Origin of the sequence: Variovorax beijingensis, assembly GCF_003951285.1 — a bacterium.
Lineage (GTDB): Bacteria > Pseudomonadota > Gammaproteobacteria > Burkholderiales > Burkholderiaceae_C > Variovorax > Variovorax beijingensis.
Genome location: NZ_RXFQ01000005.1, coordinates 370,441 through 394,746, shown reverse-complemented (window position 1 = coordinate 394,746; position 24,306 = coordinate 370,441). Strand labels below are relative to the sequence as shown.

Sequence of the window (24,306 nt, the reverse complement as noted above, 5' to 3'; positions counted from 1 at the left end):
GGTCCGGCGGTGCTGTCGCCTGCGCTACGGCCGACGGCGCCGCGCGCCGCTAGCATGGCGCCGCAACCACGACCTTTCCAAGGAGACCTCCCATGGCCGAAGCGCCCGTCAATCACCAGGTCAGGCTCGCCAAGCGGCCCGAGGGCGCGGCAACGCGCGAACACTGGCAGTTCACGACCGAGCCGGTCGGCGAGCCCGCCCAGGGCGGCGTGCTGGTCAAGACCCTTTCGCTCTCGCTCGACCCCGCCATGCGCGGCTGGCTCAACGATGCCAAGAGCTACATCGCGCCGGTGGAAATCGGCGCCGTGATGCGCGCGGGCGGCATCGGCCGCGTCATCGCCTCGAAGAACCCGGACTTCGCGGCCGGCGACACGGTCTACGGCACGCTGGGCGTGCAGGAATACATGCTCGTGCCCCAGGAGGAGATCAAGCGCAGCGGGCTCGCCAAGATCGACCTGCGCGCCGGCACCATCCACCAGTGGCTCAACGTGCTCGGCATGCCGGGCATGACCGGCTACTTCGGGCTGATGGACGTCGGCCAGCCCAAGGCGGGCGAGACGGTGGTCATCTCCGGCGCCGCGGGCGCCGTGGGGCAGACGGTCGGGCAGCTCGCCAAAATCAAGGGCTGCCGCGTGGTCGGCATTGCCGGCGGCCAGGCCAAGTGCGACTGGGTGGTGAAGGAGCTGGGCTTCGACGCCTGCATCGACTACAAGGCCGGCGCCGCTGCCGTGCGCGACGGCCTCAAGACGCACTGCCCCAAGGGCGTGGACATCTACTTCGACAACGTCGGCGGCGAGATCCTCGATGCGGTGCTGGCGCGGCTCGCGCGCAAGGCCCGCGTGATCATCTGCGGCGCCATCAGCCAGTACAACAACGCCAACAGCATGCCCGCGGCCGGCCCCCGGAACTACCTGAGCCTGCTGGTGAACCGCGCGCGCATGGAAGGCATCGTGGTGTTCGACTACGCGGACCGCTTCCCCATTGCCGTGGCCGAGCTCGCCGGCTACCTCAAGGACGGCCGCATGAAGAGCAAGGAAGACGTGGTTGTGGGGCTCGACACCTTCCCCGAGGCGCTGAACCGGCTATTCAGCGGCGAGAACTTCGGCAAGCTGGTGCTGCAGGTGGCCGAGGACTGAAGCGCAGGCGTCGAACGGCCGGCCGCGAGGCCGGGCTCCAGCGACACCCGGGTCTTTCTTTGGAGGCGCTGCGGTTCAGCCTTCGTCGGGCCGCATCGGAATGTCGCCCATCGCGTCGTCCTCGCGCAGGCTGCGCGCGGCCTTCAGCAGTTCGATCGACAGGCCGCCGCCCTGGCCGGCGAAACCCTTGGCGACGCCTTCCAGCGCCGTTGCGAGGCCGCTCTCGCCGTCGGCGCGCGCATCCATGCTGATGTTGAGCACCCGCGCCGCCATCTGGCGGTAGGTGATGGCGCCCGCGCCCTCGAGTGCGGCCACCAGGTCGAGGTACAGCGCCAGGTTCAGGTCGAACACCAGCTTGGGCGTGATCTCGAAGTCTTCGTTCTTGTTCTTGTTTTCCATGAGTGGGGGCTCCTTTTTTCCTGAGCCTCCACTCTAGCCATAAAAACGCGCGCTTCCGTCGGACGAACGCCATTCAGCGTGCGCGCGCGCCCATGACGGCCGCCGAAATGATGAGCAGGGCCGCCAGCGCGATGGTCCAGGTCAGTGGCCGGCCGGTCACGAGCAGCAGCAACGCCGTCGAGCCCAGGGGGGTGAGGTAGCTCAGGATGCCGATGCGCCGCGGGTCGCCGCGCTTGAGCGCCATGTCCCACACGAAGAAGGCCGCGCCCAGCGGGCCGAGGCCGCACAGCACGAGCAGCAGCCAGTCCTTGCCGGACAGCGCGGCCGGCGCTTCGAGCAGCGCGTGGCAGGCCAGCGAGAGCACGCCCGAGACCAGCCCGAACAGGCCGATGGCCGAGGTCGGAAAGGTTTCCACACGCTTCGTCCACAGCGAATAGCTGGCCCAGATGAAGGCCGAGCCCAGCGCCGGCAGGAAGCCCCAGTAGCCTTGGATCGCGATGGCGCCAGCGCCTGCGCCGCCGCGCGTGCCGAGGATCGCGACCGCCGCGCCCGCAAAGCCCAGCAGCGCCGCTGCCAGGTGCAGCGGCCTGAGCGACACGCCCGGCAGCAGCACCGGCGCCAGCACCACCATGAACAGCGGCCACAGGTAGTTGACCAGGTTGGCCTCGACCGGCGGCGCATGCCGCAGCGCGATGAACAGCAGAAAGTGAAAGCCGAACAGGCCGTAGACGCCCAATGCCAGCGTGCGCGGCGGCACGCGCCAGGCTGCACGGTCACGCAGCACCAGTGGCCAGCTCGGCAGGCTGCCGATGATCAGCGCGAGCCCGGTCAGGAGGAAGGGCGGCAGGTGCGAGAGGGCGGTGCCGAGCGAGGCGAGCGTGGCCCAGAGCGCGATCGCGAAGAGGGCATGGAGGGTGGGCGACATGGAGAGCGAGGCTAACCCGGCCGGCCGTCGCGCAGCGCCGGTGCGTCGTCGCGCAACGACGGTGTTGCCGGTCAGCAGCGATCGCGCCGGCGCAGCGCGGCGGTGAGCGCCGAGGGCGAGCGGTAGCCCGTGCGGCGCGCCGTTTCGGCCACGCCCATGCCTTCGAGCCGCAGTTCGCGCGCATGCGCCAGTCGGAGGCCGCGCAGCCAGTGCATCGCGCTCACGCCCTGTTCCTCGCGGCAGCGCTGCGCGAGCTGGCTGGGGCTCAGGCAGGCGACCGTGGCCAGGTCGGCGACCGTGAGCGGCTCGTGCCACCGCGCCCGGGCCCAGGCCGCGAGCGCCGGCCAGTCGATGCGGCGGCGGCGCGTGTGCGGCATCGAAGAAGGCGCGGGGCTCCAGGCTTCCAGCAGCAGCGCGGGACCGTGCTGCAGGGCAAGCGCGAACTGCCGCGGCTGTGTCGTGCAATGCGCGAGATAGCGCGCCAGCGCATGCAGCTGAATCGGGTCGGCCGGCGCGCGCTCGGCACACCGGGCCCAGGGCCCATGCGCGGTGTCGAACACGAGGCAGCTGCTGCCGCTGCTGCCGCGCGCTTCGAAGTCGTGCCGGTCGCCCGGCGCGACCACCTGCGCCTGGCCGGCGCCTATGCCGCTGCCGCGGCCTTCGACCTCGATCTCCAGCACGCCCTCCAGGCCGACCAGCACCTGGAAGTGGTCGTGCGCATGGCTGCCGCGCGACGTGCCGTAGTGGCGCAGCGAAAGGATGGGCGGGGCGGGCTGGTGCATGGGTCGGGCGCCATTGTCCTGCGGCGCTCCCCGCCTGTCACCCGAGCCGCAGCAGCAGCGCCGAGGCCGCGCACACCAGCAGGAACGGAATGCTGATGCGATGGAACTCGCGCAGCCCGTGCGGCAGCCTGGCCAGGCGCAGCGCGATCAGGTTGGCCAGCGAGCCCAGCACGCAGCCGAAGCCGCCCACGCTCACGCCGGCCGCGAGCGCGGGCAGGTCGCGCACATGGCCGTCGAGCAGGATCGCGGCCGGCACGTTGCTGATGAACTGCGAGGCGACGATGGCGGCGAGGTAGGCGCGCCATCCTTCGGTGATGGGCCAGTGGTTCAGCAGCGAGCCGACCGCCTGCAGCTCGGCCAACTGGCGCAGGTCCACGAACATCAGCGCAATGATCGCGAGCAGCGCCCAGTCGATGCCCTTCAGCACGCGCGGATAGGTCAGCAGGAACACCGCGAACACCACGCCCAGGCCCGCGAGCAGCCAGTGCCGGTCGAGCGCGATCACGAAGCCGACGAACAGAACGCCCGCCAGTGCCAGCAGGCGCGGCTGCACCGGCGCGGCCTCGGTCTCGGGCTTGAGCGCGATGGGCGTGCGCGGCACCAGCAGCCAGGCCGCCGCGAAGAGCCAGAACAGCATCACGGCCACGGTCGGCAGCATCATGCCCATGAAGCCGACGAAGCTCTCGCCCGAGCGGTGCCAGAGGTAGAGGTTCTGCGGATTGCCGATGGGCGTGAGGGCCGAACCCGCATTGACGGCCAGCGCCTCGAGCACCACCAGCCGCGCGAGCGGCAGGTGCGCCTGGCTCGCGAGCACGCGCGTGAGCGGCACCAGCAGGAACAGGCTCACGTCGTTGGTCACCAGCGCGGAAAGCAGCGCCGCGCTGGCGGTCAGCAGCAGCGCCAGGCTGCGCTGGCTGTGCGTGCGCGCGAGCAGGCGCTGCGCGGCGGCCTGCAGCATGCCGCTTTTCTCGACCCCCTGCGTGATCGCGAGCAGCCCGGCCAGCGCGCCCACGGTCTGCCAGTCGACCAGCCGGAGCCAGTCCATCGGCGCACGCGGACGCAGGAAGGCGAACAGGAGCGCGACGGCGGCCAGCAGCCACAGCAGGCCGTTGCCGCCGCCTTGTTCGGGGGGGGCGGCTGCCCGCACCTGCGTTTCAGCGGCCGACGAGTTCACGCAGTTCACGTTTGAGCACCTTGCCGATCGCGCTGCGCGGCAGCTCGTCGATGAAGCTCAGGCGCGCCAGGCGCTGCGTCTTGCCGAGCTGCGCGTTGGCCCATTGCAGCAGCGCGTCCTCGGACGTGCCATCGCCCTCGCGGCGCACCACGAAGGCCACCGGCGTCTCGCCCCATTGCTCCGACGGCACGCCGGCCACCGCCACGTCGGCCACGGCGGCATGGCCGCGCAGCACCGCCTCGAGATCGCTCGGATAGATGTTGAAGCCGCCGCTGATGATCATGTCCTTCTTGCGGTCGAACAGCGTGAGGAAGCCGTCGGCATCGAAGCGCCCGATGTCGCCGGTGCGGATGAAGCGCTTGCCGGTGGCGTCGAACCACTCGGCCTCGCGCGTCTTGCCGGGCTGGCGGTGGTAGCCGGTCATCATGCCGCCCGAGTGGCCCACCACCTCGCCGGCCAGTTCGATGTTGGCGCGCGGGATCTCGCGGCCCTCCTCGTCGATCAGGCGGATGTCGCTGCCTTCGGCCGGCTGGCCGACCGTGTGCAGCTTGTCCGGATGCAGATGGGCTTCGAGGATGCAGGTGCCGCCGCCTTCGGTCATGCCGTAGAACTCGATCAGCCCGCCGGGCCAGCGCTCGAGCACGTCGGCCTTGAGCGCGGCGTTGAAGGGCGCGCTGGTGCTGAACTTGAAGCGGAAGGACGAGAGGTCGTGCGCGTCGAAGCGCGGATGCGCCATCAGGCGCTGGTATTGCACCGGCACCAGCATGGTGTGCGTCACGCGGCGCTGCTCGGCCAGTGCCAGGTAGCCGGCCGCATCGAACTTGGGCATCAGCACCACGCAGCCGCCGAAGGCAATGGTCGGAAAGAACACCACCAGCGTGGTGTTCGAATAGAGCGGCGTCGACAGCAGCGTGACGGTGTCCGGGCCGTAGCCGTACTTGGCGCCGCGCTGCACATGGGCCCAGCGCATGCCGTGGCCCTGCACGATGCCCTTGGGCTCGCCGGTGGTGCCCGACGAATAGATGATGTTGAAGGGCCAGGAGGGCTGCGTCTCGACGGCGCGCGGCCGCGTGCCGGCGGGGGCCAGCCAGCCCTCGAGGGCCTGCCCGGCGGCGGAACCGTCGAGCGCCACGCGCGGGATGCCGCCTTCCTTGGCGGGGCCGACGACCTCGGCCGCCGAGGCGTCGGTGAAGAGGAGGCGCGCATCGGCATCCTCGATCATGCGGGCCAGGCTGGCCGGCGTGGAGCCGGGCGCCAGCGGCGCGACCGCGACGCCCGCGCGCAAGGCGCCGAGGAACACCGCCGCATAGTTCACCGAAGACGCCGCGCAGACCGCAATGGCGTCGCCGGGCCCGAGGCCGTCGCGCTGAAGTGCGGCCGCGACGCGGTCCATCAGCGCGTCGAGCGCGCCGTAGTCCAGTGCCTGTTGCGCGTCCGCGAGCGCGGCGTGGTCGGGCGTGTGTTGCGCGTGGAGGCGAACCAGGTCGGCGATGGCGCCGAAGCCGCGCTCCATGGCAGCTTGAATGGCAGGGTGCGTTTGCAAAATCGATCCTTCGTCTTGGCCAGGCGGCAGGATAGCGAAGACCCCGGCCCGGCGGTGAGCCGCACGCGACGAGCCTACGCCGCGCGCAGCGTGCGGCGCGGCCGCGGCGCGGGCTTGTCCCGGCGCGCCCACTCGGCCTGTTCGATCAGGCGGCCGAGCTCGGCCACGGCCGGGCTGCGCTCCCCCGCATCGCCATCGCCGTAGGCCAGCGTGAAGTCCAGCATCGGCAGCGCGGGCAGGCCATGGCGCTCGTCGAGCACCGCCATGCCGGGGCGCAGGTTGTCGCAGGTGAAGGTGGCCACCGCCAGGCCGCTCAGCGCGGCCGTGCGCAGGTCCTGCAGGCTGTGCGAGCTGAAGGCGCCGTGCCAGGGAATGCCGGCCTGGTTCAGCGCATCGATGCTGAGCTGGCGGCACACACAGGGCGTTGGCGAATAGGCCAGCGGCAGCGAGGCGCCCTCGGTGCGCTCGAAGCCCTCGGCCGCGGCCCACACCATCGGCAGGCGCCGCAGCAGCGTGCCCTCGACCGCGCCCGAGACCGACACCACCACCGCCAGGTCGAGCTCGCGCTCGCGCACCATCGTGGCCAGGTCGAGCGTCAGGCCCACGCTCACCTCCAGCCGCACGTTGGGACAGCTGCGCGCGAACTGTTGCAAGAGCTGCGGCAGCCCCTCGCTCATGAAGCTCTCGGGCACGCCGAAGCGCACCGTGCCCTCGATGGGCGAGCAGCGGAAGTGCCGCGCCAGCGCGTCCTGCGCCTGCAGGATGCGCTCGGCATGGCGCAGGAAGTCTTCGCCGTCGGCGGTCAGGCGCAGGCGCCGCGTGGTGCGGTGGAACAGCGGGCGCCCGACCAGTTCCTCGAGCCGGCGGATCTGGTGGCTGACCGCCGATTGCGTCAGGTGCAGCTGCTCGGCGGCGCGCGTGAAGCCGTTGGCGCGGTGGACGGCGGTGAAGGCCTGCAGGAGGCCGGTGTCGAAGTTCATGGCCGCCTAGATTAATGAAATTGCGTCTTGAATGGAGAGAAATTTAATCATTTGCCCAATGAAACAGGGGTCTTGAGAATGCCTCGGACCACTTTCTTCTCTTCACCTCCCGATGTCCTCTTCCGCTCCCCGCCATCCTTTCCTCGCGCTGGCCGCCATCTGCCTCGCCGCGCTGATGTTCGGCCTGGAGATTTCGAGCGTGCCGATCATCCTGCCGGTGCTGGAGGCGCGGCTGCACGCCGACTTCCAGGACCTGCAATGGATCATGAACGCCTACACCATCGCCTGCACCACGGTGCTGATGGCCACCGGTACCCTGGCCGACCGCTACGGACGGCGCCGCATGTTCGCGCTCACGGTGCTGGCCTTCGGCCTGGCCTCGCTGCTGTGCGGCCTGGCGCCCGGCACGCCGGTGCTGATTGCCGCGCGCTTCCTGCAGGGCATGGCGGGCGGCGCGATGTTCATCTGCTCGATTGCGATCCTGTCGCACCAGTTTCCGGACGGCCGGGCGCGCGGCCGCGCCTTCGCGATCTGGGGCGTGGTGGCCGGTATCGGCCTGGGGTTCGGGCCGGTGGTGGGCGGCGCGATCATCGCGCTGGCCAGCTGGCAGTGGGTCTTCCTGGTGCATGCGCCGCTGGCGCTGCTCGGGCTGGCGCTGATCATGGCCGGCGTGGCGGAGTCCCGCGATCCGATGGCCCGCCAGCAGAAGCTGGACCTGGCGGGCATCGTCACGCTGACCATCGCGGTGCTTGGGCTCACCTGGCTGATCACGCAGGGCGACAGCCTGGGTTGGACCAGCCCGGCCGCACTGGGCCTGATGGCCGCCACCGCGGCGGGCCTCGCGGCCTTCGTCGCGGTCGAGCGCTTCCATCCGCACCCGATGTTCGACTTCTCGGTGTTCCGCATCCGCGACTTCTCGGGCGCCATCCTCGGCTGCATCGGCATGAACTGCAGCTACTGGCCGTTCATGATCTACCTGCCGCTGTATTTCTCCGCAGGCCTGGGCTACGGCACGACCGCCGCCGGCCTGGCGCTGCTGGTCTACACGGTGCCTTTCCTGGTGATGCCGCCGATCGCGCAATGGCTGCTGCTGCGCTACCAGGCGCGCTTCGTGATTCCCGCCGGCCTGTTCCTGATCGGCCTGGGCTTCATGGCGATGAAGTGGGGCAGCGGCCTCGCGCACCTGGGCGGCTGGACGGTGCTGCCCGGTGCGCTGGTCGCCGGCATCGGCCTGGGCCTGACCACCACGCCCGCGACCAACATGACCACCGCCTCGGTGCCCGCGCACCGCGCCGGCATGGCCTCGGGCATGGACGTCAGCGCGCGCCTCATTTCCCTGGCCATCAACATCGCGGTGATGGGCCTGGTGCTGGTGGCGGGCATCCTGGCGGCGCTGCGGGGCTCGCTGGGGGCGGCGCTCGATGCGGCGCGGCTGCGCGCATTGGCCGAGCAGCTCGCGGGCGGGGACGTGGCGGGCGTGCAGCAGGCGCTGGCCCTGCCGGATGTTTCCGGTGCGCTCCTGCAGGCCGCCGTGACCCACGGCTTCGGATGGGTCATGCTGTATGGCGGGCTCGGCGCCTGGTTGACCGCGGCGCTCAGCTTCGCGGTGTTCGGCGGCCGGCAGGCTACGGCCGCGCGGGACGCCTCGCCCCGGGTGGCCGGCGGGCGCTGAGGCGCGCCCGGCAGCTTGTCAGACGCCCGCGGCGTGCGCCTGCTGGTCCGCGTGGTAGCTCGAGCGCACCATCGCGCCCACGGCCGCGTGGCTGAAGCCCATCCTGTAGGCCTCTTCCTCGAACATCTTGAAGGTGTCGGGATGCACGTAGCGGCGCACGGGCAGGTGCGAGCCCGACGGCGACAGGTACTGGCCGATGGTCAGCATGTCGATGTCGTGGGCGCGCATGTCGCGCATCACCTGCAGGATCTCTTCGTCGGTTTCGCCCAGGCCCACCATGATGCCGCTCTTGGTCGGAACCTGGGGGTGCAGCGCCTTGAACTTCTTCAGCAGGTTGAGGCTGAACTGGTAGTCGCTGCCGGGGCGCGCTTCCTTGTAGAGGCGCGGCGCGGTCTCCAGGTTGTGGTTCATCACGTCCGGCGGCGCGGCCTTGAGGATCTCGAGCGCGCGGTCGTCGCGGCCGCGGAAGTCGGGCACGAGAATTTCGATCTGCGTCATCGGCGAGAGCTCGCGGATGTTCGTGATGCAGTCGACGAAATGCTGGCTGCCGCCGTCGCGCAGGTCGTCGCGGTCGACGCTGGTGATCACCACGTACTTCAGGCGCAGCTTGGCGATGGTCCTGGCGAGGTTGAGCGGCTCGTCCTTGTCGAGCGGGTCGGGGCGGCCGTGGCCCACGTCGCAGAACGGGCAGCGGCGCGTGCACTTGTCGCCCATGATCATGAAGGTGGCCGTGCCGTTGCCGAAGCATTCGCCGATGTTCGGGCACGAGGCCTCTTCGCAGACCGTGTGCAGGTTGCTCTCGCGCAGGATCTGCTTGATCTCGTAGAAGCGCGTGGTGGGGCTGCCGGCCTTCACGCGGATCCACTCGGGCTTCTTGAGCACCTCGCCCTGCTGCACCACCTTGACGGGGATGCGCGAGAGCTTGGCCGCGGCCTTCTGCTTGGCGAGCGGGTTGTAGGTTTCGGCGCTTTGTGCCTCTCTCACGACGGGGGAGGGGACGACTTCTGTGGTGCTCATTGGATTGCTAAGGCGCCAGGTAGGTGCTGAGCTTCTGGCTCAGGACCCGGGCAGCTTCTTCCCATGTGGTTTGGACCCCGATTGTAGAAAGATCGACCGTTTGCAGCCCCGCATAGCCGCAAGGGTTGATGCGCGAGAAGGGTTCGAGGTCCATCGCGACGTTGAGCGCCACGCCGTGGTAGGTGGCGTGGCGGCTCACCTTGATGCCGAGCGCGGCGATCTTGCCGAGGCCGCGAAACGGGTCGCCCGCGGGCAGCGGGCCGGTCAGCGCGGCATGCGAAAAGGGGTCATCCGGCCGCACGTAGATGCCCGGTGCGCCCGCCACGCGGTGGCCCGTCACGCCGAAGTGGGCCAGCGTGCGCAGCACCGATTCCTCGATGCGGTAGACGTATTCCTTCACGAAGTAGCCCGCGCGCCGAAGATCGATCAGCGGATAGGCCACCACCTGGCCCGGGCCATGGAAGGTGACCTGGCCGCCGCGGTCGGTCTGCACGACCGGGATCGCGCCCGGGTTCAGGATGTGGTCCTGCCTGCCCGCAATGCCCTGCGTGAAGACCGGGGCGTGCTCGCAGATCCACAGCGCATCGGGCGTCTCGGGCAGGCGTTCGAGCGTGAACTGCTTCATCGCGCCGTAGGTGGCGGCGTAGTCGGCGGCGCCGAGCCATTTCACTTCGATGCCCGTGCTCATCGCGTGCCCGGCGCTTTCTTCAGAGAACGACCTTGACCATCGGATGGGCTGACAGCGCGCGGTACAGATCGTCGAGCTGCTCGCGGCTGGTGGCCGTGACGGTGATCGTCACGCCCAGGTAGTTGCCCGCCTTGCTGTCGCGCAGCTCGACGGTGGTGGCGTCGAAGGCCGGATCGAAGCGCTCCGCGATCTGCGTGATGGCATGCACGAAGCCATCGGCCTTGACGCCCATGACCTTGATCGGAAACTGCGAGGGGTACTCGATCAGCGATTCCTTGCGCGGATCGGGAACGTGAACGGTGGCGGTTTCGATCTTGTCGTTGGTGTCGGTCATGCGGGAACTCCTTGCGTTTGCGCGTTGTGCAGCTTGGCCTGCTGGTAGGCCGCGTACAAGGCTTGGTAGATGGGGCCGGGGAGGCCATTTCCAATCGCCTGGCCATCGAGCGCCACGACCGGCAGCACTTCCTTGCTGGCCGACGAGAGCAGCAGCTCGTCGGCGCCGAAGACCTCGTCGCGCGAAATGCGGCGCAGCGCGAAGGCAATGCCGCATTCGGCGCACAGGCGTTCGAGCAGGCCGTAGCGGATGCCGGTCAGCACCAGGTTGTCCTTGGGCGGCCCCACGAGGCCGCCGTCCTTCGCGATCCACACGTTGCTCGACGACGCCTCGCTGAGCCATTCGTCACGGAACATGATGGTCTCGGCCGCGCCGGCCTCGACACTGATCTGCCGCGCCAGCACCGCACCGAGCAGGCTGGTGCTCTTGATGTGCGCCTTCTGCCAGCGGAAGTCGGCCGCGCTCACGCAGGCCACGCCCTTGGCGCGCACGGCATCGGCCACCGGCGGCAGCGGATTCACCATCACGAACACGGTCGGGTGCACGCCACGGGTCATGGCATGATCGCGCGGCGCGACACCGCGGGTAACTTGAAAGTACACGGCCTGGGGCGCATCGCCGCCCGCCTCGACGAGCCGCATCACGATGCCGCGCCACTGGGCGAGCGTGAGCGGATTGGCAATCTGCAGTTCGGCCAGCGAGCGATCGAGCCGTGCCATGTGCTCTTCGAAGCAGAAAGGCTGGCCGCCGTAGACGGGGACGACTTCGTAGATGCCGTCGCCGAAAATGAAGCCACGGTCGAGCACGCTGATCTTCGCGTCGCGCAGGGCGGTGTACTCGCCATCGAGGTAGCAGAGCGTAGAGGGGAGTGCGGCAGTAAGAGGGTGCATGCGGGAATTATGGTTGTGTGCGCCAGGTCGGGTTCCAGTCAGCCAGCGAAGCCGTGTTTTGCAAACGTGACAGTTCAGGTGGCCGGGCAGGCTGGGTTTCTACTTATAATCAATGGCTTTGTTAAATTGACGGCTGACAACGCGAGCGGCATTCCAATGACAACCAGCGCTCCTGTCTCCGAGATCGATGCTGAAGTCTCCGACTTCAAGCCGCTGACTGCCGAGGAGGCTCAGAGGCTTCGCGAGAAAAATCCCGAAATGTCGCCCTGGTGGGTGATTGGGGCCCAGGTGGCCATGGGATTGCTTGTGGCCGGAGTGGCATGGGTGTGGACGCAGCGGCCAGGTGCCGCGGTGTCGGCGTTTTACGGAGCCATGGCGGTAGCGATCCCGGCGGCGTTGTTCGTCCGGGGTGTGCGGCGGGCACGGGGCGCCTTGTCGCAATCTGCTGTCATGCTGCGGTTTTTTGTGTGGGAGTTGATCAAGATCGGACTGACCGTTGCCTTGCTGGCGGCGGCGCCGTGGCTGATCGAGGGCATCAGCTGGCTGGCTTTGCTGGCCGGCGTGGTGGTCGCCATGAAGATGTACTGGGTGGCCCTGTTGGTGCGGCCCGGATTGTTGAACCGGATTTGACTGTTTAAAAAGAGACGCTGAAAGATGGCCGCCGAAGGACACGCCCCGACCGCGAGTGAATACATCGTTCACCACCTCCAGCACTGGCAAGTTGACTGGAGCCTCAACCCCGTGGTCCAGAAGGCCATCGTCGACTTCAATGTCATCAACCTCGACTCCGTGCTCTACGCGCTGGTCGTGGGTGCACTGGGCTGTTTCGTGCTGTGGCTGGCCGCGCGCAAGGCGACGCCCGGCGTGCCGGGCCGCTTCCAGGCGGCCGTCGAAATACTGGTCGAAATGGTCGACAACCAGGCCAAGTCGAACATCCACAACGCGAAGAGCCGCAAGTTCATTGCGCCGCTGGCGCTCACCGTGTTCGTCTGGATCTTCCTGCTGAATGCCATGGACATGCTGCCGGTCGACCTGCTGCCGTCGATCTGGGCCAAGGTCTTCGAGGCGGCCGGACACGATCCGCACCACGCCTACATGCGCGTCGTTCCCACGGCGGACCTGTCCACCACGCTCGGCCTGTCGACCTCGGTCCTGTTGCTGTGCCTGTTCTACAGCATCAAGATCAAGGGCCTGGGCGGCTGGGGCCACGAACTCATCACGGCGCCGTTCGGCGCGCACCCCGTACTCTGGCCGATCAACCTGCTGATGCAGGTCATCGAATACCTGGCCAAGACCGTCTCGCATGGCATGCGATTGTTCGGCAACATGTATGCGGGCGAACTCGTTTTCATGCTGATCGCGCTCATGGGTGGCGCGATGGCGGCCTCGTTCTCGGGAGTGCTGCTGCCCATCGGGCACATCATTGCCGGTACCGTCTGGGCGATCTTCCACATCCTGGTGATCACGCTTCAGGCATTCATTTTCATGATGCTGACCCTGATCTATCTCGGCCAGGCTCATGAAGCGCATTGAGTTTTCTTTTTTCTTTTCGTTTGCTTTCAATCTGTATTAAGGAGTCATCATGGAAAACGTTCTCGGTCTCGTCGCTCTGGCTTGTGGTTTGATCGTCGGTCTCGGCGCGATCGGTGCTTCCATTGGTATTGCACTAATGGGTGGCAAGTTCCTCGAGTCGTCGGCTCGTCAACCTGAACTCATGAACGAACTGCAAACCAAGATGTTCATCTTGGCCGGTCTGATCGACGCTGCGTTCCTGATCGGCGTGGCTATTGCCCTGCTGTTCGCTTTCGCCAACCCGTTCATCGCCGCTCTGCCGAAGTAATTTCCGTTCAACGCCACTCCAGAAAGGTGTTGCCGTGAGTATCAACGCGACCCTGTTCGTTCAGGCCATCGTCTTCCTGCTGCTTGTGCTGTTCACGATGAAATTCGTGTGGCCGCCGATCGCGAAGGCATTGGACGAACGAGCACAAAAGATCGCTGCGGGCCTGGCGGCCGCCGAGAAGGCCAAGGCCGAACTGGCTTCCGCCAACCAACGCGTCGAGCAGGAGCTGGTGGCGTCTCGCAACGAGACCACCAGCCGCCTGGCCGATGCCGAGCGCCGTGCCCAGCAGATCATCGAAGAGGCCAAAAGCCGCGCAACCGAGGAGGCCAACAAGATCGTGGCCGCCGCGCGCGAAGAGGCCAACCAGCAATCCGTGCGTGCGCGTGAAGCGCTGCGCGAGCAGGTGGCCGCATTGGCCGTCAAGGGTGCCGAGCAGATTCTCCGCAAGGAAGTCAATGCCGGCGTTCATGCCGACTTGCTCGGCCGCCTGAAGACCGAGCTCTGAGGACGACATGGCCGAACTCGCGACCATTGCCCGTCCCTACGCCGAAGCGCTGTTCAAGGCGTGCCCCGGCGACCTCGAAGGCACGGCCGGCTGGCTCGACCAGCTGGCGTCCGTCGCCGGCAGCCCGCAGCTCCTGGAGTTCGCGGCCAACCCGAAGGTGCCGCCCGAGCAGGTGTTCGAGCTGATCGCCGGGCTTTCGAAGCAGCCATTGCCCGATGCGGGCAAGAACTTTCTGCGCGCCGTGATCGACAACGGCCGGCTGGTTGCATTGCCCGAAGTGGCGCTCCAGTTCCGTGCCTTGTGCAATGCGCGCAGCGGAGCTGCCGATGCCGTGATCTACAGCGCGTTTCCGATCGACGACGCGGCGCTGAAGGACGTGGGCGCGGCGCTGGAGCGGCGCTTTGCGCGCAAGCTCACGACGCGGGTCGAACTCGACCCCTCGCTGATCGGCGGCATCCGCGCCGTGGTCGGCGACGAAGTGCTCGACACTTCGGTCAAGGCGCGCCTCGAACAAATGAAAGCGGCGCTGACCGCCTGACGGCGGCCGGCAGCCAGTTGGCCCCATTTACAGAAAGAAGGAAAGAGTCATGCAACTCAATCCCGCAGAAATTTCCGAACTGATCAAGAGCCGCATCGAGGGTCTCGGCGTCAGTGCCAACATCCGCAACGAAGGCACCGTGGTTTCGGTGACCGACGGCATCGTGCGCGTGCACGGCCTGTCCGATGCGATGCAAGGCGAAATGCTGGAATTCCCGCCGAGCGCCGATGGTACGCCGTCGTTCGGCCTGGCGCTGAACCTCGAGCGCGACTCGGTCGGCGCCGTGATCCTGGGCGAATACGAGCATATCTCCGAAGGTGACACCGTCAAGTGCACGGGCCGCATCCTGGAAGTGCCCGTCGGCCCTGAGCTCATCGGCCGCGTGGTGAACGCGCTGGGCCAGCCGATCGACGGCAAGGGTCCGATCAACGCCAAGATGACCGACGTGATCGAAAAGGTCGCTCCGGGCGTGATCGCCCGCAAGTCGGTCGACCAGCCCCTGCAAACCGGCCTGAAGTCCATCGACTCGATGGTGCCGATCGGCCGTGGCCAGCGCGAGCTGATCATCGGCGACCGCCAGACCGGCAAGACGGCCGTGGCCATCGACGCGATCATTGCCCAGAAGGGCCAGGGCGTGACCTGCATCTACGTCGCAATCGGCCAGAAGGCTTCGTCGATCAAGAACGTGGTGCGCGCGCTCGAGCAAGTGGGCGCCATGGACTACACCATCGTGGTGGCCGCGTCGGCCTCCGAATCGGCTGCCATGCAGTACGTGTCGGCCTATTCGGGCTGCACGATGGGCGAGTACTTCCGCGATCGCGGCCAGGACGCGCTGATCGTCTATGACGACCTCTCCAAGCAGGCTGTTGCGTACCGTCAGGTGTCGCTGCTGCTGCGCCGCCCGCCAGGCCGCGAAGCCTATCCCGGCGACGTGTTCTATCTCCACAGCCGTCTGCTCGAGCGCGCCGCGCGCGTCAACGCCGACTACGTGGAAGCCTTCACCAAGGGTGAGGTCAAGGGCAAGACCGGCTCGCTCACCGCACTGCCGATCATCGAAACGCAAGCTGGCGACGTGTCCGCTTTCGTGCCCACCAACGTGATCTCGATCACCGACGGCCAGATCTTCCTGGAAACCAACCTGTTCAACGCAGGTATCCGTCCCGCCATCAATGCCGGTATCTCGGTGTCGCGCGTGGGTTCGGCGGCCCAGACCAAGATCATCAAGGGCCTGTCGGGCGGTATCCGTACCGACCTCGCGCAGTACCGTGAGCTGGCTGCGTTCGCGCAGTTCGCCTCCGATCTGGACGAAGCCACCCGCAAGCAGCTCGACCGCGGCGCCCGCGTGACCGAACTGCTGAAGCAGGCCCAGTACAGCCCGCTGCCGATCTCGCTGATGGGGGCCTCGCTATTCGCCGTGAACAAGGGTTTCATGGACGACCTGGACATCAAGAAGGTTCTGCCCTTCGAGCATGGCCTGCACCAGTTCCTGAAGACCAGCCATGGCCCCCTGCTCGACAAGATCGAGCAAGCCAAGGCGCTCGATAAGGACGCCGAGGCCGAACTGACGGGCGCGATCACCGCGTTCAAGAAGTCGTTCGCCTGATCGACCTGACAAGGAGCCCCCATGGCAGCTGGTAAGGAAATCCGCGGCAAGATCAAATCGGTGGAGAACACCAAGAAGATCACCAAGGCCATGGAAATGGTCTCGGTCTCCAAGATGCGCAAGGCGCAGGAGCGCATGCGCGCCGCTCGCCCCTACAGCGAGAAGATTCGCAACATCGCGGCCAACCTGGGCCGGGCGAACCCGGAATACGTTCACACTTTCATGAAGACGAACGAGGCCAAGGCCATCGGCTTCATCATCGTGACGAGCGACAAGGGTTTGTGCGGCGGCTTGAACACCAACCTGCTGCGCGCCGTGACCACCAAGCTGCGCGAAGCGCAGGCGGCTGGTACAGCCATCGAGACGGTGGCGATCGGCAGCAAGGGCCTCGGCTTCCTGAACCGCATCGGTGCCCGCGTGGTCGCGCACGCTACCCACCTGGGTGACACGCCCCACCTGGACAAGCTCATCGGCCCGGTCAAGACGCTGCTCGACGCCTATGCCGAAGGCAAGCTGTCTGCGGTGTACCTGTGCTACACGAAGTTCATCAACACCATCAAGCAGGAGCCGCTGGTCGAGCAGCTGCTTCCGCTGGCGGCGGAATCGCTGCAGGTCGAGGAGGGACAGCATTCGTGGGACTACATCTACGAGCCCGATCCTGAAAGCGTGATCGATGAGCTGCTGGTGCGCTATGTGGAGTCGCTGGTCTATCAGGCCGTGGCCGAGAACATGGCGTCCGAGCACTCGGCCCGCATGGTCGCGATGAAGGCGGCAACCGACAACGCCGGCAACGTGATCAGCGAGCTCAAGCTCGTCTACAACAAGACTCGCCAGGCAGGCATCACCAAAGAACTTTCGGAAATCGTGTCCGGCGCCGCAGCGGCCGCCGGTGTTTGATCGAGGCGATGTATCGGGCCACATTGCCGTTCGGGGCACGCAACGCGGCCCGATGACCGAAGGCCTTTTTTAGGGGATTCTGAACAATGAAGAAACTTCTCGTTCTGGTGGCCGTGGCTGCCGCTCTGACCGCCTGCTCCAAGACGGAAGAGGCGCCTGTCGCACCGGCACCTGCCGCTGCTCCCGCTCCCGCAGCGCCTGCTGCTCCTGCCGCACCGGCCGCAGCCGCTCCCACGGCATCGGCCGCGGATCTGCCGCAAGAGTGCAACGACTACCTGGCGAAGGCTCAGGCGTGCGTGTCGTCGCAAAGCGGTGCCGCCGCCGATGCGATGAAGGCAAGCGTGGAGCAGACCAAGGCGGCCTGGGCTTCGATGGGCACCGACAAGGCTGCGCTGGGCCAAGCCTGCAAGGCCGCCAGCGACGCCTTCGCCGCACAAGCCGCGGCCCTGAAGTGCTGAACGGAAGTATTTGAAATTCAAGGGTGCCGGCCCGTCCGGCATTCTTGCAAAAGCGGCCCGCGATGGCACAAGGACGCTTCTGCAAGAACCTGTCGCAACATTATTGAGATCCAGAAGGAAACGCCATGGCTGAAGGAAAAATTGTCCAATGTATCGGCGCCGTGGTCGACGTGGAGTTCCCGCGTGACCAGATGCCCAAGGTCTATGACGCCTTGAAATTCGAAGGCGGCGGGCTGACCCTCGAAGTCCAGCAGCAGCTCGGCGACGGCGTGGTGCGCACCATTGCGCTCGGCTCGTCCGACGGCCTGCGCCGCGGCCTCATCGTCACCAACACCGGCGCGCCCATCACGGTGCCCGTCGGCAAGGCCACGCTCGGCCGCATCATGGACGTGCTCGGCCGTCCGATCGACGAGCGCGGCGACGTGAGCCAGGACCTCACCGCATCGATCCACCGCAAGGCGCCCGCGTACGACGAACTGTCGCCTTCGCAGGACCTGCTGGAAACCGGCATCAAGGTGATCGACCTCGTGTGCCCGTTCGCCAAGGGCGGCAAGGTGGGCCTGTTCGGTGGTGCCGGCGTGGGCAAGACCGTGAACATGATGGAACTCATCAACAACATCGCCAAGGCTCACTCGGGCCTGTCGGTGTTCGCTGGTGTGGGTGAACGTACCCGCGAAGGCAACGACTTCTATCACGAGATGGCCGATTCCGGCGTCGTGAACCTCGAGAAGCTCGAGGACTCGAAGGTCGCCATGGTCTACGGCCAGATGAACGAGCCCCCGGGCAACCGCCTGCGCGTGGCGCTGACCGGCCTGACCATCGCCGAGTCGTTCCGCGACGAAGGCCGCGACGTGCTGTTCTTCGTGGATAACATCTACCGCTACACGCTGGCCGGTACCGAAGTGTCGGCTCTCTTGGGCCGCATGCCTTCCGCCGTGGGCTACCAGCCGACGCTGGCCGAGGAAATGGGCCGCCTGCAGGAGCGGATCACGTCGACCAAGGTCGGCTCGATCACCTCGATCCAGGCCGTGTACGTGCCGGCCGACGACTTGACCGACCCGTCGCCCGCCACCACCTTCGCCCACCTGGACTCCACCGTGGTGCTGTCGCGCGACATCGCTTCGCTCGGTATCTACCCGGCCGTGGACCCGCTCGATTCGACCTCGCGCCAGCTCGACCCGAACGTGGTCGGCGAAGAGCACTACAACGTGGCCCGCGCCGTGCAAGGCACGCTGCAGCGCTACAAGGAACTGCGCGACATCATCGCGATTCTGGGCATGGACGAACTGGCACCGGAAGACAAGCTGGCCGTGGCCCGCGCCCGCAAGATCCAGCGCTTCCTGTCGCAGCCGTTCCACGTGGCCGAAGTGTTCACGGGTTCGCCCGGCAAGTACGTGCCGCTGGCCGAAACCATCCGCGGTTTCAAGATGATCGTGAACGGCGAAGCCGACCACCTGCCGGAACAAGCGTTCTACATGGTGGGCAGCATCGACGAGGCGTTCGAAAAGGCCAAGAAGGTCGCTTAACAAGGAATCACCATGGCAGGCACCATTCATGTGGACGTGGTCAGCGCGGAAGAGTCGATCTTCTCGGGCGAAGCCAGGTTCGTCGCGCTGCCCGGTGAAGCCGGTGAGCTCGGCATCTATCCGCGCCACACGCCGCTGATCACGCGCATCCGCCCGGGCGCCGTGCGCATCGAAACGGCCGACGGCGGCGAGGAGTTCGTCTTCGTGGCCGGCGGCATTCTCGAAGTGCAGCCCAACGCCGTCACCGTGCTGTCCGACACCGCCATCCGCGGCAAGGACCTCGACGACGAGAAGGCCAACCAGGCCAAGGCGGCCGCCGAGGAAGCGCTCAAGAACGCCAAGAGCGACATCGACATCGCGATGGCGCAGTCGGAACTGGCCGTGATGGCTGCGCAGATCGCTGCGCTGCGCAAGTACCGCCAGAAGAAGTAAGCAAGAGCGAAGAAAAGCGCATCACGAAGAAGCCGCCTCCGGGCGGCTTTTTTGCGCTCGGCGCTCCTGCAAAACGCCTGGCTTTGGTCTGAACATGGTCGAAGTTCGGCCTTGTCCGGCTGAAGCTGCGCCCCTAGTATTCGCCTTCGCCCCGGACTGCAGCGGCTGCAGCCGGCGGCCAAAAGAATATCTGGAGACAAAGCGCGTGGCACCCTGGAGTGGCATCACTGCGGACGAGATGCGGTTGCTGGAGACCACCTTCTGGTCGGCCGGCGGCTCGCGCCATGCCATGGCCGAGCAGCTCGGCTTTTCCAAGAGCAAGGCCAATGCGCTGATCGCTGGCCTGGTCGAGCAGGGCCTGCTGGCCGAAGCGGGCCTGCAGCGTTCCTCGGGTGGGCGCCGCGCCGAAAACCTGCAGCTGCATGCCGGCCTCGGCGTGCTCGTGGGCATCGACATCGGCGCCACCAGCCTCGACGTCGCGGTGCTGCGCCCCGACCTCACGGTGCTCGCGCAGCACGACGAGCCCGCCGACGTGCGCGAAGGCCCGGCCGTGGTGCTGGCGCGGGTGCGCGTGCTGATGCGCGAGCTGCTCGCGCGCTGCGGCCACGGCGCGAAGGACGTGCTGGGCATCGGCATCGGCGTGCCGGGCCCCGTCAACTTCGAGATCGGCCAGCTTGTGAATCCGCCGCTGATGCCGGCCTGGGACAGTTTCTCGATCCGCGACTACCTGCGCGAGGACTACGCGGCGCCCGTCTTCGTCGACAACGACGTGAACCTGATGGCGCTCGGCGAACTCTGGCGGCTGAAGCGCTCGCTCAACAACTTCCTCGTGATCAAGATCGGCACCGGCATCGGCTGCGGCATCGTCTGCCACGGCGAGGTCTATCGCGGCGCGGCCGGGTCGGCCGGCGACGTGGGCCACATCTGCGTCGACCAGGACGGGCCGCGCTGCCATTGCGGCAACGTCGGCTGCGTCGAAGCCATGGCCGCGGGGCCGGCCATCACGCGCATGGCCGTGCAGGCGGCCGAGGCCGGCGAAAGCGCCATGCTGGCCGAGTGCCTGCGCGTGCACGGGCGCATCGAGGCCGTCGACGTGGGCCAGGCGAGCCGCGCCGGCGACACGGCGGCCAACGGCATCATCCAGCGCGCCGGCAACCTCATCGGCCAGATGCTGGCGTCGGTGGTGAACTTCTTCAATCCGTCGCATGTGTTCATCGGCGGCGGCATCACGCGCATCGGGCCGCTGTTCCTGGCGGCGGTGCGGCAGAGCGTGTACCAGCGCTCGCTCGCGCTTTCGACGCGGCACCTGGAAATCCAGTACACGCCGCTGGGCGTGCAGGGCGGCCTGGTGGGGGCCGGCGTGCTCGCGATGCACGAAACACTGAAGGTCCGCGGAGTGGCGCCATGACGGCAGAAGCAGAAAGCAAGGGAAGCGTCGCGGTCGAATTCGACGGCGTGGTGAAGGCCTTCGGTCCGGTGCAGGTGCTGCACGGCGTGAGCTTCGCGCTGGCGCCGGGACGCGTGTATGGCCTCCTCGGCGAGAACGGCGCGGGCAAGTCCACGCTGATGAAGATCCTGTCGGGCTACGAGCCGCTCACCGGCGGCACGCTGCGCATCAACGGCCAGCCGCAGCAGTTCGCGAGCTCGCGCGACGCCGAGGCGCTGGGCATCGTGCTGATCCACCAGGAGTTCAACCTCGCCGAAGACCTGAGCGTGGCGCAGAACATCTTCCTCGGCCATGAAAAGAAGAGGGGCTGGCTGCTCGACGATGCGTCGATGGAGCGCGACGCCGCGGCAGCCCTTGCCGCCGTCGGCCTGCAGGTCGATCCGCGCACCAAGGTGCGAAGGCTCATCGTGGCCGAGAAGCAGCTCGTCGAGATCGCCAAGGCCATTGCACGCCGCGCACGTTTGCTGGTCATGGACGAGCCGACCGCCACGCTGACCCCGGGCGAAACCGAGCGCCTCTTCAAGCTCATCGCGCAGCTGCGCGCCGATGGCGTGACCATCGTCTACATCTCGCACAAGCTCGACGAAGTGGAGCAGGTGACCGACGAGGTGATCGTGATGCGCGACGGCCGCTTCGTGGCGCGTGCGCCCACGCCCGAGGTCACGCGCCACCAGATGGCCAACCTCATGGTGGGCCGCGAGCTGGCCGACCTGTATCCGCCGCGCGACCTGGTGGTGGCCGCCGATGCGCCCGCCATGCGCGTGCGCAACTTCAGCGTGCCCGGCTGGGCGCAGGACGCGAGCTTCGAGGTGCGCCCCGGCGAGATCCTCGGCTTCGCGGGCCTGGTCGGCGCGGGCCGCACCGAGCTGTTCGAAGGCCTGCTGGGCCTCAGGCCCGCGAGCGGCGAGGTCGAGATGCTCGGCAAGCCCGTGCCGCACCACAAGGGCTGGCGCGATCCGCGCGATGCCGCCAGACACGGGCTCACCTACCTGAGCGAGGACCGCAAGGGCAAGGGCCTGCACGTGAACTTCGGCCTGCGCCAGAACCTCACGCTGATGGCGCTCGAACGCTATGCGCGGCCCTGGCTGCAGCCCGACGCCGAACGCGGCGCGCTGGCCGAGGCGGTGAAGGACTACGGCATCCGCACCGGCTCGCTCGACGTGCGCGCCTCGTCGCTCTCTGGCGGCAACCAGCAGAAGCTCGCGCTCGCCAAGGTGCTGCAGCCGAAACCGAAGGTGGTGGTGCTCGACGAGCCCACGCGCGGCGTCGACATCGGCGCCAAGCGCGATATCTACTTTCTGATCCAGCGACTCGCGCGCGAAGGGCTCGCGGTGATCGTCATCTCGTCGGAGCTGATGGAACTCATCGGACTGTGCCACCGCGTGGCGGTGATGCGCGCGGGCCGCCTTGTTGCCACGCTCGACGCAGACCACTTGACTGAAGAGGAGCTCATCGCTCATGCCACCGGAACAGCAGACATCCATGCCGCAGCCTGAAGCCGCGCAACACCGCAGCGAGGGCAAGCCGCGCTGGACCGAGCACCTGCACGGGCTCGGCCCGGTCATCGGCCTGGTGCTGCTGTGCATCGGAGGCACGCTGCTCAACAGCGACTTCGCGACCGTGGACAACGCGATGAACGTGCTCACGCGCACGGCCTTCATCGGCATCATCGCGGTGGGCATGTGCTTCGTGATCATCTCCGGCGGCATCGACCTGTCGGTGGGCTCGATGGCGGCGCTCATCGCGGGCAGCGTGATCATGTTCATCAACTGGGCCGGTCCCGCCTCGGGCTCGCCATTGATGGCGGTGGTGATGGGCGCGGTGCTCGCGGTGGTGCTGGGTGCGCTGTTCGGCCTGGCGCACGGCCTGCTGATCACCAAGGGGCGCATCGAGCCCTTCATCGTCACGCTGGGCACGCTCGGCATCTTCCGCGCGTACCTCACGTACTTTGCCGACGGCGGCGCGCTCACGCTCGACAACGACCTGTCGGACCTCTATGCGCCGGTGTACTACGCAAGCCTCGCGGGCATTCCGGTGCCGGTGTGGGTGTTCGTGATCGTCGCGATCATCGGCGGCGTCATATTGAACCGCACGGCCTACGGGCGCTATGTGCAGGCCATCGGCTCCAACGAACAGGTCGCGCGCTATGCGGCGGTGGACGTGGACCGCGTGAAGATCCTCACCTACGTGCTGCTGGGCGTGTGCGTGGGCATTGCCACGCTGCTGTACGTGCCGCGCCTCGGATCGGCCTCGCCGACCACGGGCCTGCTGTGGGAGCTCGAGGCGATTGCCGCGGTGATCGTCGGCGGCACCGCGCTCAAGGGCGGCGCGGGCAGCATCACGGGCACCGTGGTGGGCGCCATCCTGCTCTCGGTCATCAGCAACATCCTGAACCTCACCAGCATCATCAGCGTGTACCTCAACGCCGCGGTGCAGGGCTTCGTGATCATCATCGTCGCGTTCCTGCAAAGAGGGCGCCGCTAGCGCATTCGCGTTCCGTTCCTTTTCATCACTCATCAACCACAAGGAGACATCCAGCATGACAAGCTTCCTCACACGCCGCATCGCACTCACGGCCGTGGCGGCCGCGGCGCTCGCGAGCCTGCCCGCACTCGCCGCCGAGAAAGTGAACCTCGGCGTTTCGATTCCGGCGGCCACGCACAGCTTCATGGGCGGCATCAACTACTGGGCCAACCAGGCGAAGAAGGACCTGGAGAAGGAACACAAGGACCTGAAGATCACGATCAAGACCGCGGCCAATGCGCCCGAGCAGGCGAACCAGCTGCAAGACCTGTCGACGGTCACCAAGATCAATGCGCTCGTGGTGTTTCCGTTCGAATCGGCCGCGCTGACCAAGCCGGTGGCGCAGGTCAAGGCCAAGGGCGCCTACGTGACCGTGGTCGACCGCGGCCTCACCGACACCAGCGCGCAGGATGCCTATGTGGCCGGCGACAACACCGCCTTCGGCCGCATTCCGGCCGAGTACATCGCCAAGCAGCTCGGCGGCAAGGGCAACGTGGTGGCGCTGCGCGGCATTGCCACCACGCTGGACAACGAGCGCATGGACGCCTTCAACGCGGTGCTCAAGAACCATCCCGACATCAAGCTGCTCGACGCCAAGTACGCCAACTGGAACCGCGACGACGCCTTCAAGGTCACGCAGGACTACCTCACGCGCTTCAAGAACATCGACGCCATCTGGGCCGCCGACGACGACATGGCCGTGGGCGTGCTCAAGGCCATCGAGCAGGCCAAGCGCGACGACATCAAGATCGTCTTCGGCGGCGCGGGCGCCAAGGGCATGGTCAAGACCATCATGGACGGCAAGGACAAGCGCATCGGCGCCGACGTGAGCTACTCGCCCAAGTTCATCTACGACGCGATCAAGCTCACGGCCGAAGCGCGGCTGAAGGGCGAGAAGCTGCCCGCGACGACGATCATTCCTTCGGTGCTGATCACCAAGGAAAACGCCAAGGACTTCTACCACCCCAATTCGCCGTTCTAAGGTGACCGAGATCGC

The 24,306-nt window shown here is 67.2% G+C and carries 26 protein-coding genes; 16 read left to right on the top strand and 10 right to left on the bottom strand.

Annotation, left to right across the window (positions count from 1 at the left end):
* Positions 1-92: 92 nt before the first annotated feature.
* Positions 93-1,136, top strand: coding sequence for an NADP-dependent oxidoreductase (locus tag EJO66_RS11225; protein WP_124958940.1), 1,044 nt, complete (start codon positions 93-95; stop codon positions 1,134-1,136).
* A gap of 75 nt (positions 1,137-1,211) precedes the next feature.
* Here the strand turns inward: EJO66_RS11225 and EJO66_RS11220 are convergent, their stop codons facing one another.
* The 6 genes from EJO66_RS11220 to EJO66_RS11195 all read right to left on the bottom strand — a co-directional run bounded on the left by EJO66_RS11220 (position 1,212) and on the right by EJO66_RS11195 (position 6,939).
* The gene (locus EJO66_RS11220) at positions 1,212-1,535 is read right to left on the bottom strand and encodes a hypothetical protein (protein ID WP_124958939.1); all 324 of its coding nucleotides are present in this window, start codon (positions 1,533-1,535) and stop codon (positions 1,212-1,214) included.
* 73 nt (positions 1,536-1,608) lie between these two features.
* Entirely contained in the window at positions 1,609-2,460 is an 852-nt protein-coding gene (locus tag EJO66_RS11215) for a DMT family transporter (protein ID WP_124958938.1), read from the bottom strand.
* A 71-nt stretch (positions 2,461-2,531) separates the two neighbouring features.
* Complete coding sequence (locus tag EJO66_RS11210) at positions 2,532-3,242, bottom strand: AraC family transcriptional regulator (protein ID WP_125965297.1); 711 nt, start codon at positions 3,240-3,242, stop codon at positions 2,532-2,534.
* Between the two features lie 37 nt (positions 3,243-3,279).
* Positions 3,280-4,416, bottom strand: a complete 1,137-nt coding sequence (locus EJO66_RS11205; RefSeq protein ID WP_125965306.1) for an SLC13 family permease — start codon at positions 4,414-4,416, stop codon at positions 3,280-3,282.
* Entirely contained in the window at positions 4,397-5,929 is a 1,533-nt protein-coding gene (locus tag EJO66_RS11200) for a class I adenylate-forming enzyme family protein (protein ID WP_125965307.1), read from the bottom strand. Before EJO66_RS11200 ends, EJO66_RS11205 begins: the two co-directional genes overlap by 20 nt.
* 104 nt (positions 5,930-6,033) lie before the next feature.
* On the bottom strand, positions 6,034-6,939 hold the full coding sequence (locus EJO66_RS11195; RefSeq protein WP_124958936.1) for a LysR family transcriptional regulator: 906 nt from the start codon (positions 6,937-6,939) through the stop codon (positions 6,034-6,036).
* A 112-nt stretch (positions 6,940-7,051) separates the two neighbouring features.
* Between EJO66_RS11195 and EJO66_RS11190 the strand changes: the two genes are divergently transcribed.
* Complete coding sequence (locus tag EJO66_RS11190; RefSeq protein ID WP_124958935.1) at positions 7,052-8,611, top strand: MFS transporter; 1,560 nt, start codon at positions 7,052-7,054, stop codon at positions 8,609-8,611.
* Between the two features lie 18 nt (positions 8,612-8,629).
* Here EJO66_RS11190 and lipA read toward each other — a convergent pair whose 3' ends face one another.
* Genes lipA through EJO66_RS11170 form a run of 4 tightly spaced genes read right to left on the bottom strand, consistent with a single transcriptional unit; the run spans position 8,630 to position 11,540 of the window.
* On the bottom strand, positions 8,630-9,628 hold the full coding sequence (gene lipA / locus EJO66_RS11185; RefSeq protein ID WP_124958934.1) for a lipoyl synthase: 999 nt from the start codon (positions 9,626-9,628) through the stop codon (positions 8,630-8,632).
* A 7-nt stretch (positions 9,629-9,635) separates the two neighbouring features.
* A complete protein-coding gene (gene lipB, locus EJO66_RS11180; RefSeq protein ID WP_124958933.1) occupies positions 9,636-10,316 on the bottom strand; it encodes a lipoyl(octanoyl) transferase LipB in 681 nt (226 codons plus the stop codon).
* Between the two features lie 19 nt (positions 10,317-10,335).
* Positions 10,336-10,650 (bottom strand): YbeD family protein, encoded by a 315-nt coding sequence (locus EJO66_RS11175; protein ID WP_124958932.1) that lies wholly within the window; start codon positions 10,648-10,650, stop codon positions 10,336-10,338.
* Positions 10,647-11,540: a D-amino acid aminotransferase gene (locus tag EJO66_RS11170; protein ID WP_124958931.1), complete on the bottom strand. Its 894-nt coding sequence runs from the start codon at positions 11,538-11,540 to the stop codon at positions 10,647-10,649. The genes EJO66_RS11175 and EJO66_RS11170 overlap by 4 nt, the downstream gene beginning before the upstream one ends.
* 156 nt (positions 11,541-11,696) lie before the next feature.
* Between EJO66_RS11170 and EJO66_RS11165 the strand changes: the two genes are divergently transcribed.
* The 14 genes from EJO66_RS11165 (at position 11,697) to EJO66_RS11100 (ending at position 24,291) form a co-directional block, all read left to right on the top strand.
* Positions 11,697-12,170, top strand: a complete 474-nt coding sequence (locus EJO66_RS11165) for an ATP synthase subunit I (protein ID WP_124958930.1) — start codon at positions 11,697-11,699, stop codon at positions 12,168-12,170.
* A 24-nt stretch (positions 12,171-12,194) separates the two neighbouring features.
* On the top strand, positions 12,195-13,073 hold the full coding sequence (atpB, locus tag EJO66_RS11160; protein ID WP_124958929.1) for a F0F1 ATP synthase subunit A: 879 nt from the start codon (positions 12,195-12,197) through the stop codon (positions 13,071-13,073).
* Positions 13,074-13,122: 49 nt separating this feature from the next.
* The gene (gene atpE, locus EJO66_RS11155) at positions 13,123-13,380 is read left to right on the top strand and encodes a F0F1 ATP synthase subunit C (RefSeq protein ID WP_124958928.1); all 258 of its coding nucleotides are present in this window, start codon (positions 13,123-13,125) and stop codon (positions 13,378-13,380) included.
* Between the two features lie 34 nt (positions 13,381-13,414).
* Complete coding sequence (locus EJO66_RS11150; protein ID WP_124958927.1) at positions 13,415-13,885, top strand: F0F1 ATP synthase subunit B; 471 nt, start codon at positions 13,415-13,417, stop codon at positions 13,883-13,885.
* Positions 13,886-13,892: 7 nt separating this feature from the next.
* Entirely contained in the window at positions 13,893-14,423 is a 531-nt protein-coding gene (locus EJO66_RS11145; RefSeq protein ID WP_124958926.1) for a F0F1 ATP synthase subunit delta, read from the top strand.
* A 49-nt stretch (positions 14,424-14,472) separates the two neighbouring features.
* Positions 14,473-16,026 carry a F0F1 ATP synthase subunit alpha gene (gene atpA / locus EJO66_RS11140; RefSeq protein ID WP_124958925.1) on the top strand — a complete coding sequence of 518 codons (1,554 nt, stop codon included), beginning with the start codon at positions 14,473-14,475 and terminating at the stop codon, positions 16,024-16,026.
* Between the two features lie 21 nt (positions 16,027-16,047).
* On the top strand, positions 16,048-16,923 hold the full coding sequence (gene atpG / locus EJO66_RS11135; protein ID WP_124958924.1) for a F0F1 ATP synthase subunit gamma: 876 nt from the start codon (positions 16,048-16,050) through the stop codon (positions 16,921-16,923).
* An 86-nt stretch (positions 16,924-17,009) separates the two neighbouring features.
* The gene (locus EJO66_RS11130) at positions 17,010-17,381 is read left to right on the top strand and encodes a hypothetical protein (protein WP_125965296.1); all 372 of its coding nucleotides are present in this window, start codon (positions 17,010-17,012) and stop codon (positions 17,379-17,381) included.
* A 125-nt stretch (positions 17,382-17,506) separates the two neighbouring features.
* The gene (gene atpD, locus EJO66_RS11125) at positions 17,507-18,907 is read left to right on the top strand and encodes a F0F1 ATP synthase subunit beta (protein ID WP_124958922.1); all 1,401 of its coding nucleotides are present in this window, start codon (positions 17,507-17,509) and stop codon (positions 18,905-18,907) included.
* Between the two features lie 12 nt (positions 18,908-18,919).
* Positions 18,920-19,339, top strand: coding sequence for a F0F1 ATP synthase subunit epsilon (locus EJO66_RS11120; protein WP_124958921.1), 420 nt, complete (start codon positions 18,920-18,922; stop codon positions 19,337-19,339).
* 238 nt (positions 19,340-19,577) lie between these two features.
* Entirely contained in the window at positions 19,578-20,747 is a 1,170-nt protein-coding gene (locus EJO66_RS11115; RefSeq protein ID WP_124958970.1) for an ROK family protein, read from the top strand.
* Positions 20,744-22,282 (top strand): sugar ABC transporter ATP-binding protein, encoded by a 1,539-nt coding sequence (locus EJO66_RS11110; RefSeq protein WP_125965295.1) that lies wholly within the window; start codon positions 20,744-20,746, stop codon positions 22,280-22,282. Before EJO66_RS11115 ends, EJO66_RS11110 begins: the two co-directional genes overlap by 4 nt.
* Positions 22,269-23,270 carry an ABC transporter permease gene (locus tag EJO66_RS11105; RefSeq protein ID WP_015867625.1) on the top strand — a complete coding sequence of 334 codons (1,002 nt, stop codon included), beginning with the start codon at positions 22,269-22,271 and terminating at the stop codon, positions 23,268-23,270. Before EJO66_RS11110 ends, EJO66_RS11105 begins: the two co-directional genes overlap by 14 nt.
* 55 nt (positions 23,271-23,325) lie before the next feature.
* Positions 23,326-24,291 (top strand): substrate-binding domain-containing protein, encoded by a 966-nt coding sequence (locus tag EJO66_RS11100; RefSeq protein WP_124958919.1) that lies wholly within the window; start codon positions 23,326-23,328, stop codon positions 24,289-24,291.
* Positions 24,292-24,306: the final 15 nt, after the last annotated feature.

Excerpts from the sequence above, each read along its gene's own strand:
- EJO66_RS11225 (WP_124958940.1), top strand. The coding sequence starts at position 93 with ATGGCCGAAGCGCCCGTCAATCACCAGGTCAGGCTCGCCAAGCGGCCC.
- EJO66_RS11220 (WP_124958939.1), bottom strand. The coding sequence starts at position 1,535 with ATGGAAAACAAGAACAAGAACGAAGACTTCGAGATCACGCCCAAGCTG.
- EJO66_RS11215 (WP_124958938.1), bottom strand. The coding sequence starts at position 2,460 with ATGTCGCCCACCCTCCATGCCCTCTTCGCGATCGCGCTCTGGGCCACG.
- EJO66_RS11210 (WP_125965297.1), bottom strand. The coding sequence starts at position 3,242 with ATGCACCAGCCCGCCCCGCCCATCCTTTCGCTGCGCCACTACGGCACG.
- EJO66_RS11200 (WP_125965307.1), bottom strand. The coding sequence starts at position 5,929 with ATGGAGCGCGGCTTCGGCGCCATCGCCGACCTGGTTCGCCTCCACGCG.
- EJO66_RS11195 (WP_124958936.1), bottom strand. The coding sequence starts at position 6,939 with ATGAACTTCGACACCGGCCTCCTGCAGGCCTTCACCGCCGTCCACCGC.
- EJO66_RS11190 (WP_124958935.1), top strand. The coding sequence starts at position 7,052 with ATGTCCTCTTCCGCTCCCCGCCATCCTTTCCTCGCGCTGGCCGCCATC.
- lipA (WP_124958934.1), bottom strand. The coding sequence starts at position 9,628 with ATGAGCACCACAGAAGTCGTCCCCTCCCCCGTCGTGAGAGAGGCACAA.
- lipB (WP_124958933.1), bottom strand. The coding sequence starts at position 10,316 with ATGAGCACGGGCATCGAAGTGAAATGGCTCGGCGCCGCCGACTACGCC.
- EJO66_RS11175 (WP_124958932.1), bottom strand. The coding sequence starts at position 10,650 with ATGACCGACACCAACGACAAGATCGAAACCGCCACCGTTCACGTTCCC.
- EJO66_RS11170 (WP_124958931.1), bottom strand. The coding sequence starts at position 11,540 with ATGCACCCTCTTACTGCCGCACTCCCCTCTACGCTCTGCTACCTCGAT.
- EJO66_RS11165 (WP_124958930.1), top strand. The coding sequence starts at position 11,697 with ATGACAACCAGCGCTCCTGTCTCCGAGATCGATGCTGAAGTCTCCGAC.
- atpB (WP_124958929.1), top strand. The coding sequence starts at position 12,195 with ATGGCCGCCGAAGGACACGCCCCGACCGCGAGTGAATACATCGTTCAC.
- atpE (WP_124958928.1), top strand. The coding sequence starts at position 13,123 with ATGGAAAACGTTCTCGGTCTCGTCGCTCTGGCTTGTGGTTTGATCGTC.
- EJO66_RS11145 (WP_124958926.1), top strand. The coding sequence starts at position 13,893 with ATGGCCGAACTCGCGACCATTGCCCGTCCCTACGCCGAAGCGCTGTTC.
- atpA (WP_124958925.1), top strand. The coding sequence starts at position 14,473 with ATGCAACTCAATCCCGCAGAAATTTCCGAACTGATCAAGAGCCGCATC.
- atpG (WP_124958924.1), top strand. The coding sequence starts at position 16,048 with ATGGCAGCTGGTAAGGAAATCCGCGGCAAGATCAAATCGGTGGAGAAC.
- EJO66_RS11130 (WP_125965296.1), top strand. The coding sequence starts at position 17,010 with ATGAAGAAACTTCTCGTTCTGGTGGCCGTGGCTGCCGCTCTGACCGCC.
- atpD (WP_124958922.1), top strand. The coding sequence starts at position 17,507 with ATGGCTGAAGGAAAAATTGTCCAATGTATCGGCGCCGTGGTCGACGTG.
- EJO66_RS11120 (WP_124958921.1), top strand. The coding sequence starts at position 18,920 with ATGGCAGGCACCATTCATGTGGACGTGGTCAGCGCGGAAGAGTCGATC.
- EJO66_RS11115 (WP_124958970.1), top strand. The coding sequence starts at position 19,578 with ATGCGGTTGCTGGAGACCACCTTCTGGTCGGCCGGCGGCTCGCGCCAT.
- EJO66_RS11110 (WP_125965295.1), top strand. The coding sequence starts at position 20,744 with ATGACGGCAGAAGCAGAAAGCAAGGGAAGCGTCGCGGTCGAATTCGAC.
- EJO66_RS11105 (WP_015867625.1), top strand. The coding sequence starts at position 22,269 with ATGCCGCAGCCTGAAGCCGCGCAACACCGCAGCGAGGGCAAGCCGCGC.
- EJO66_RS11100 (WP_124958919.1), top strand. The coding sequence starts at position 23,326 with ATGACAAGCTTCCTCACACGCCGCATCGCACTCACGGCCGTGGCGGCC.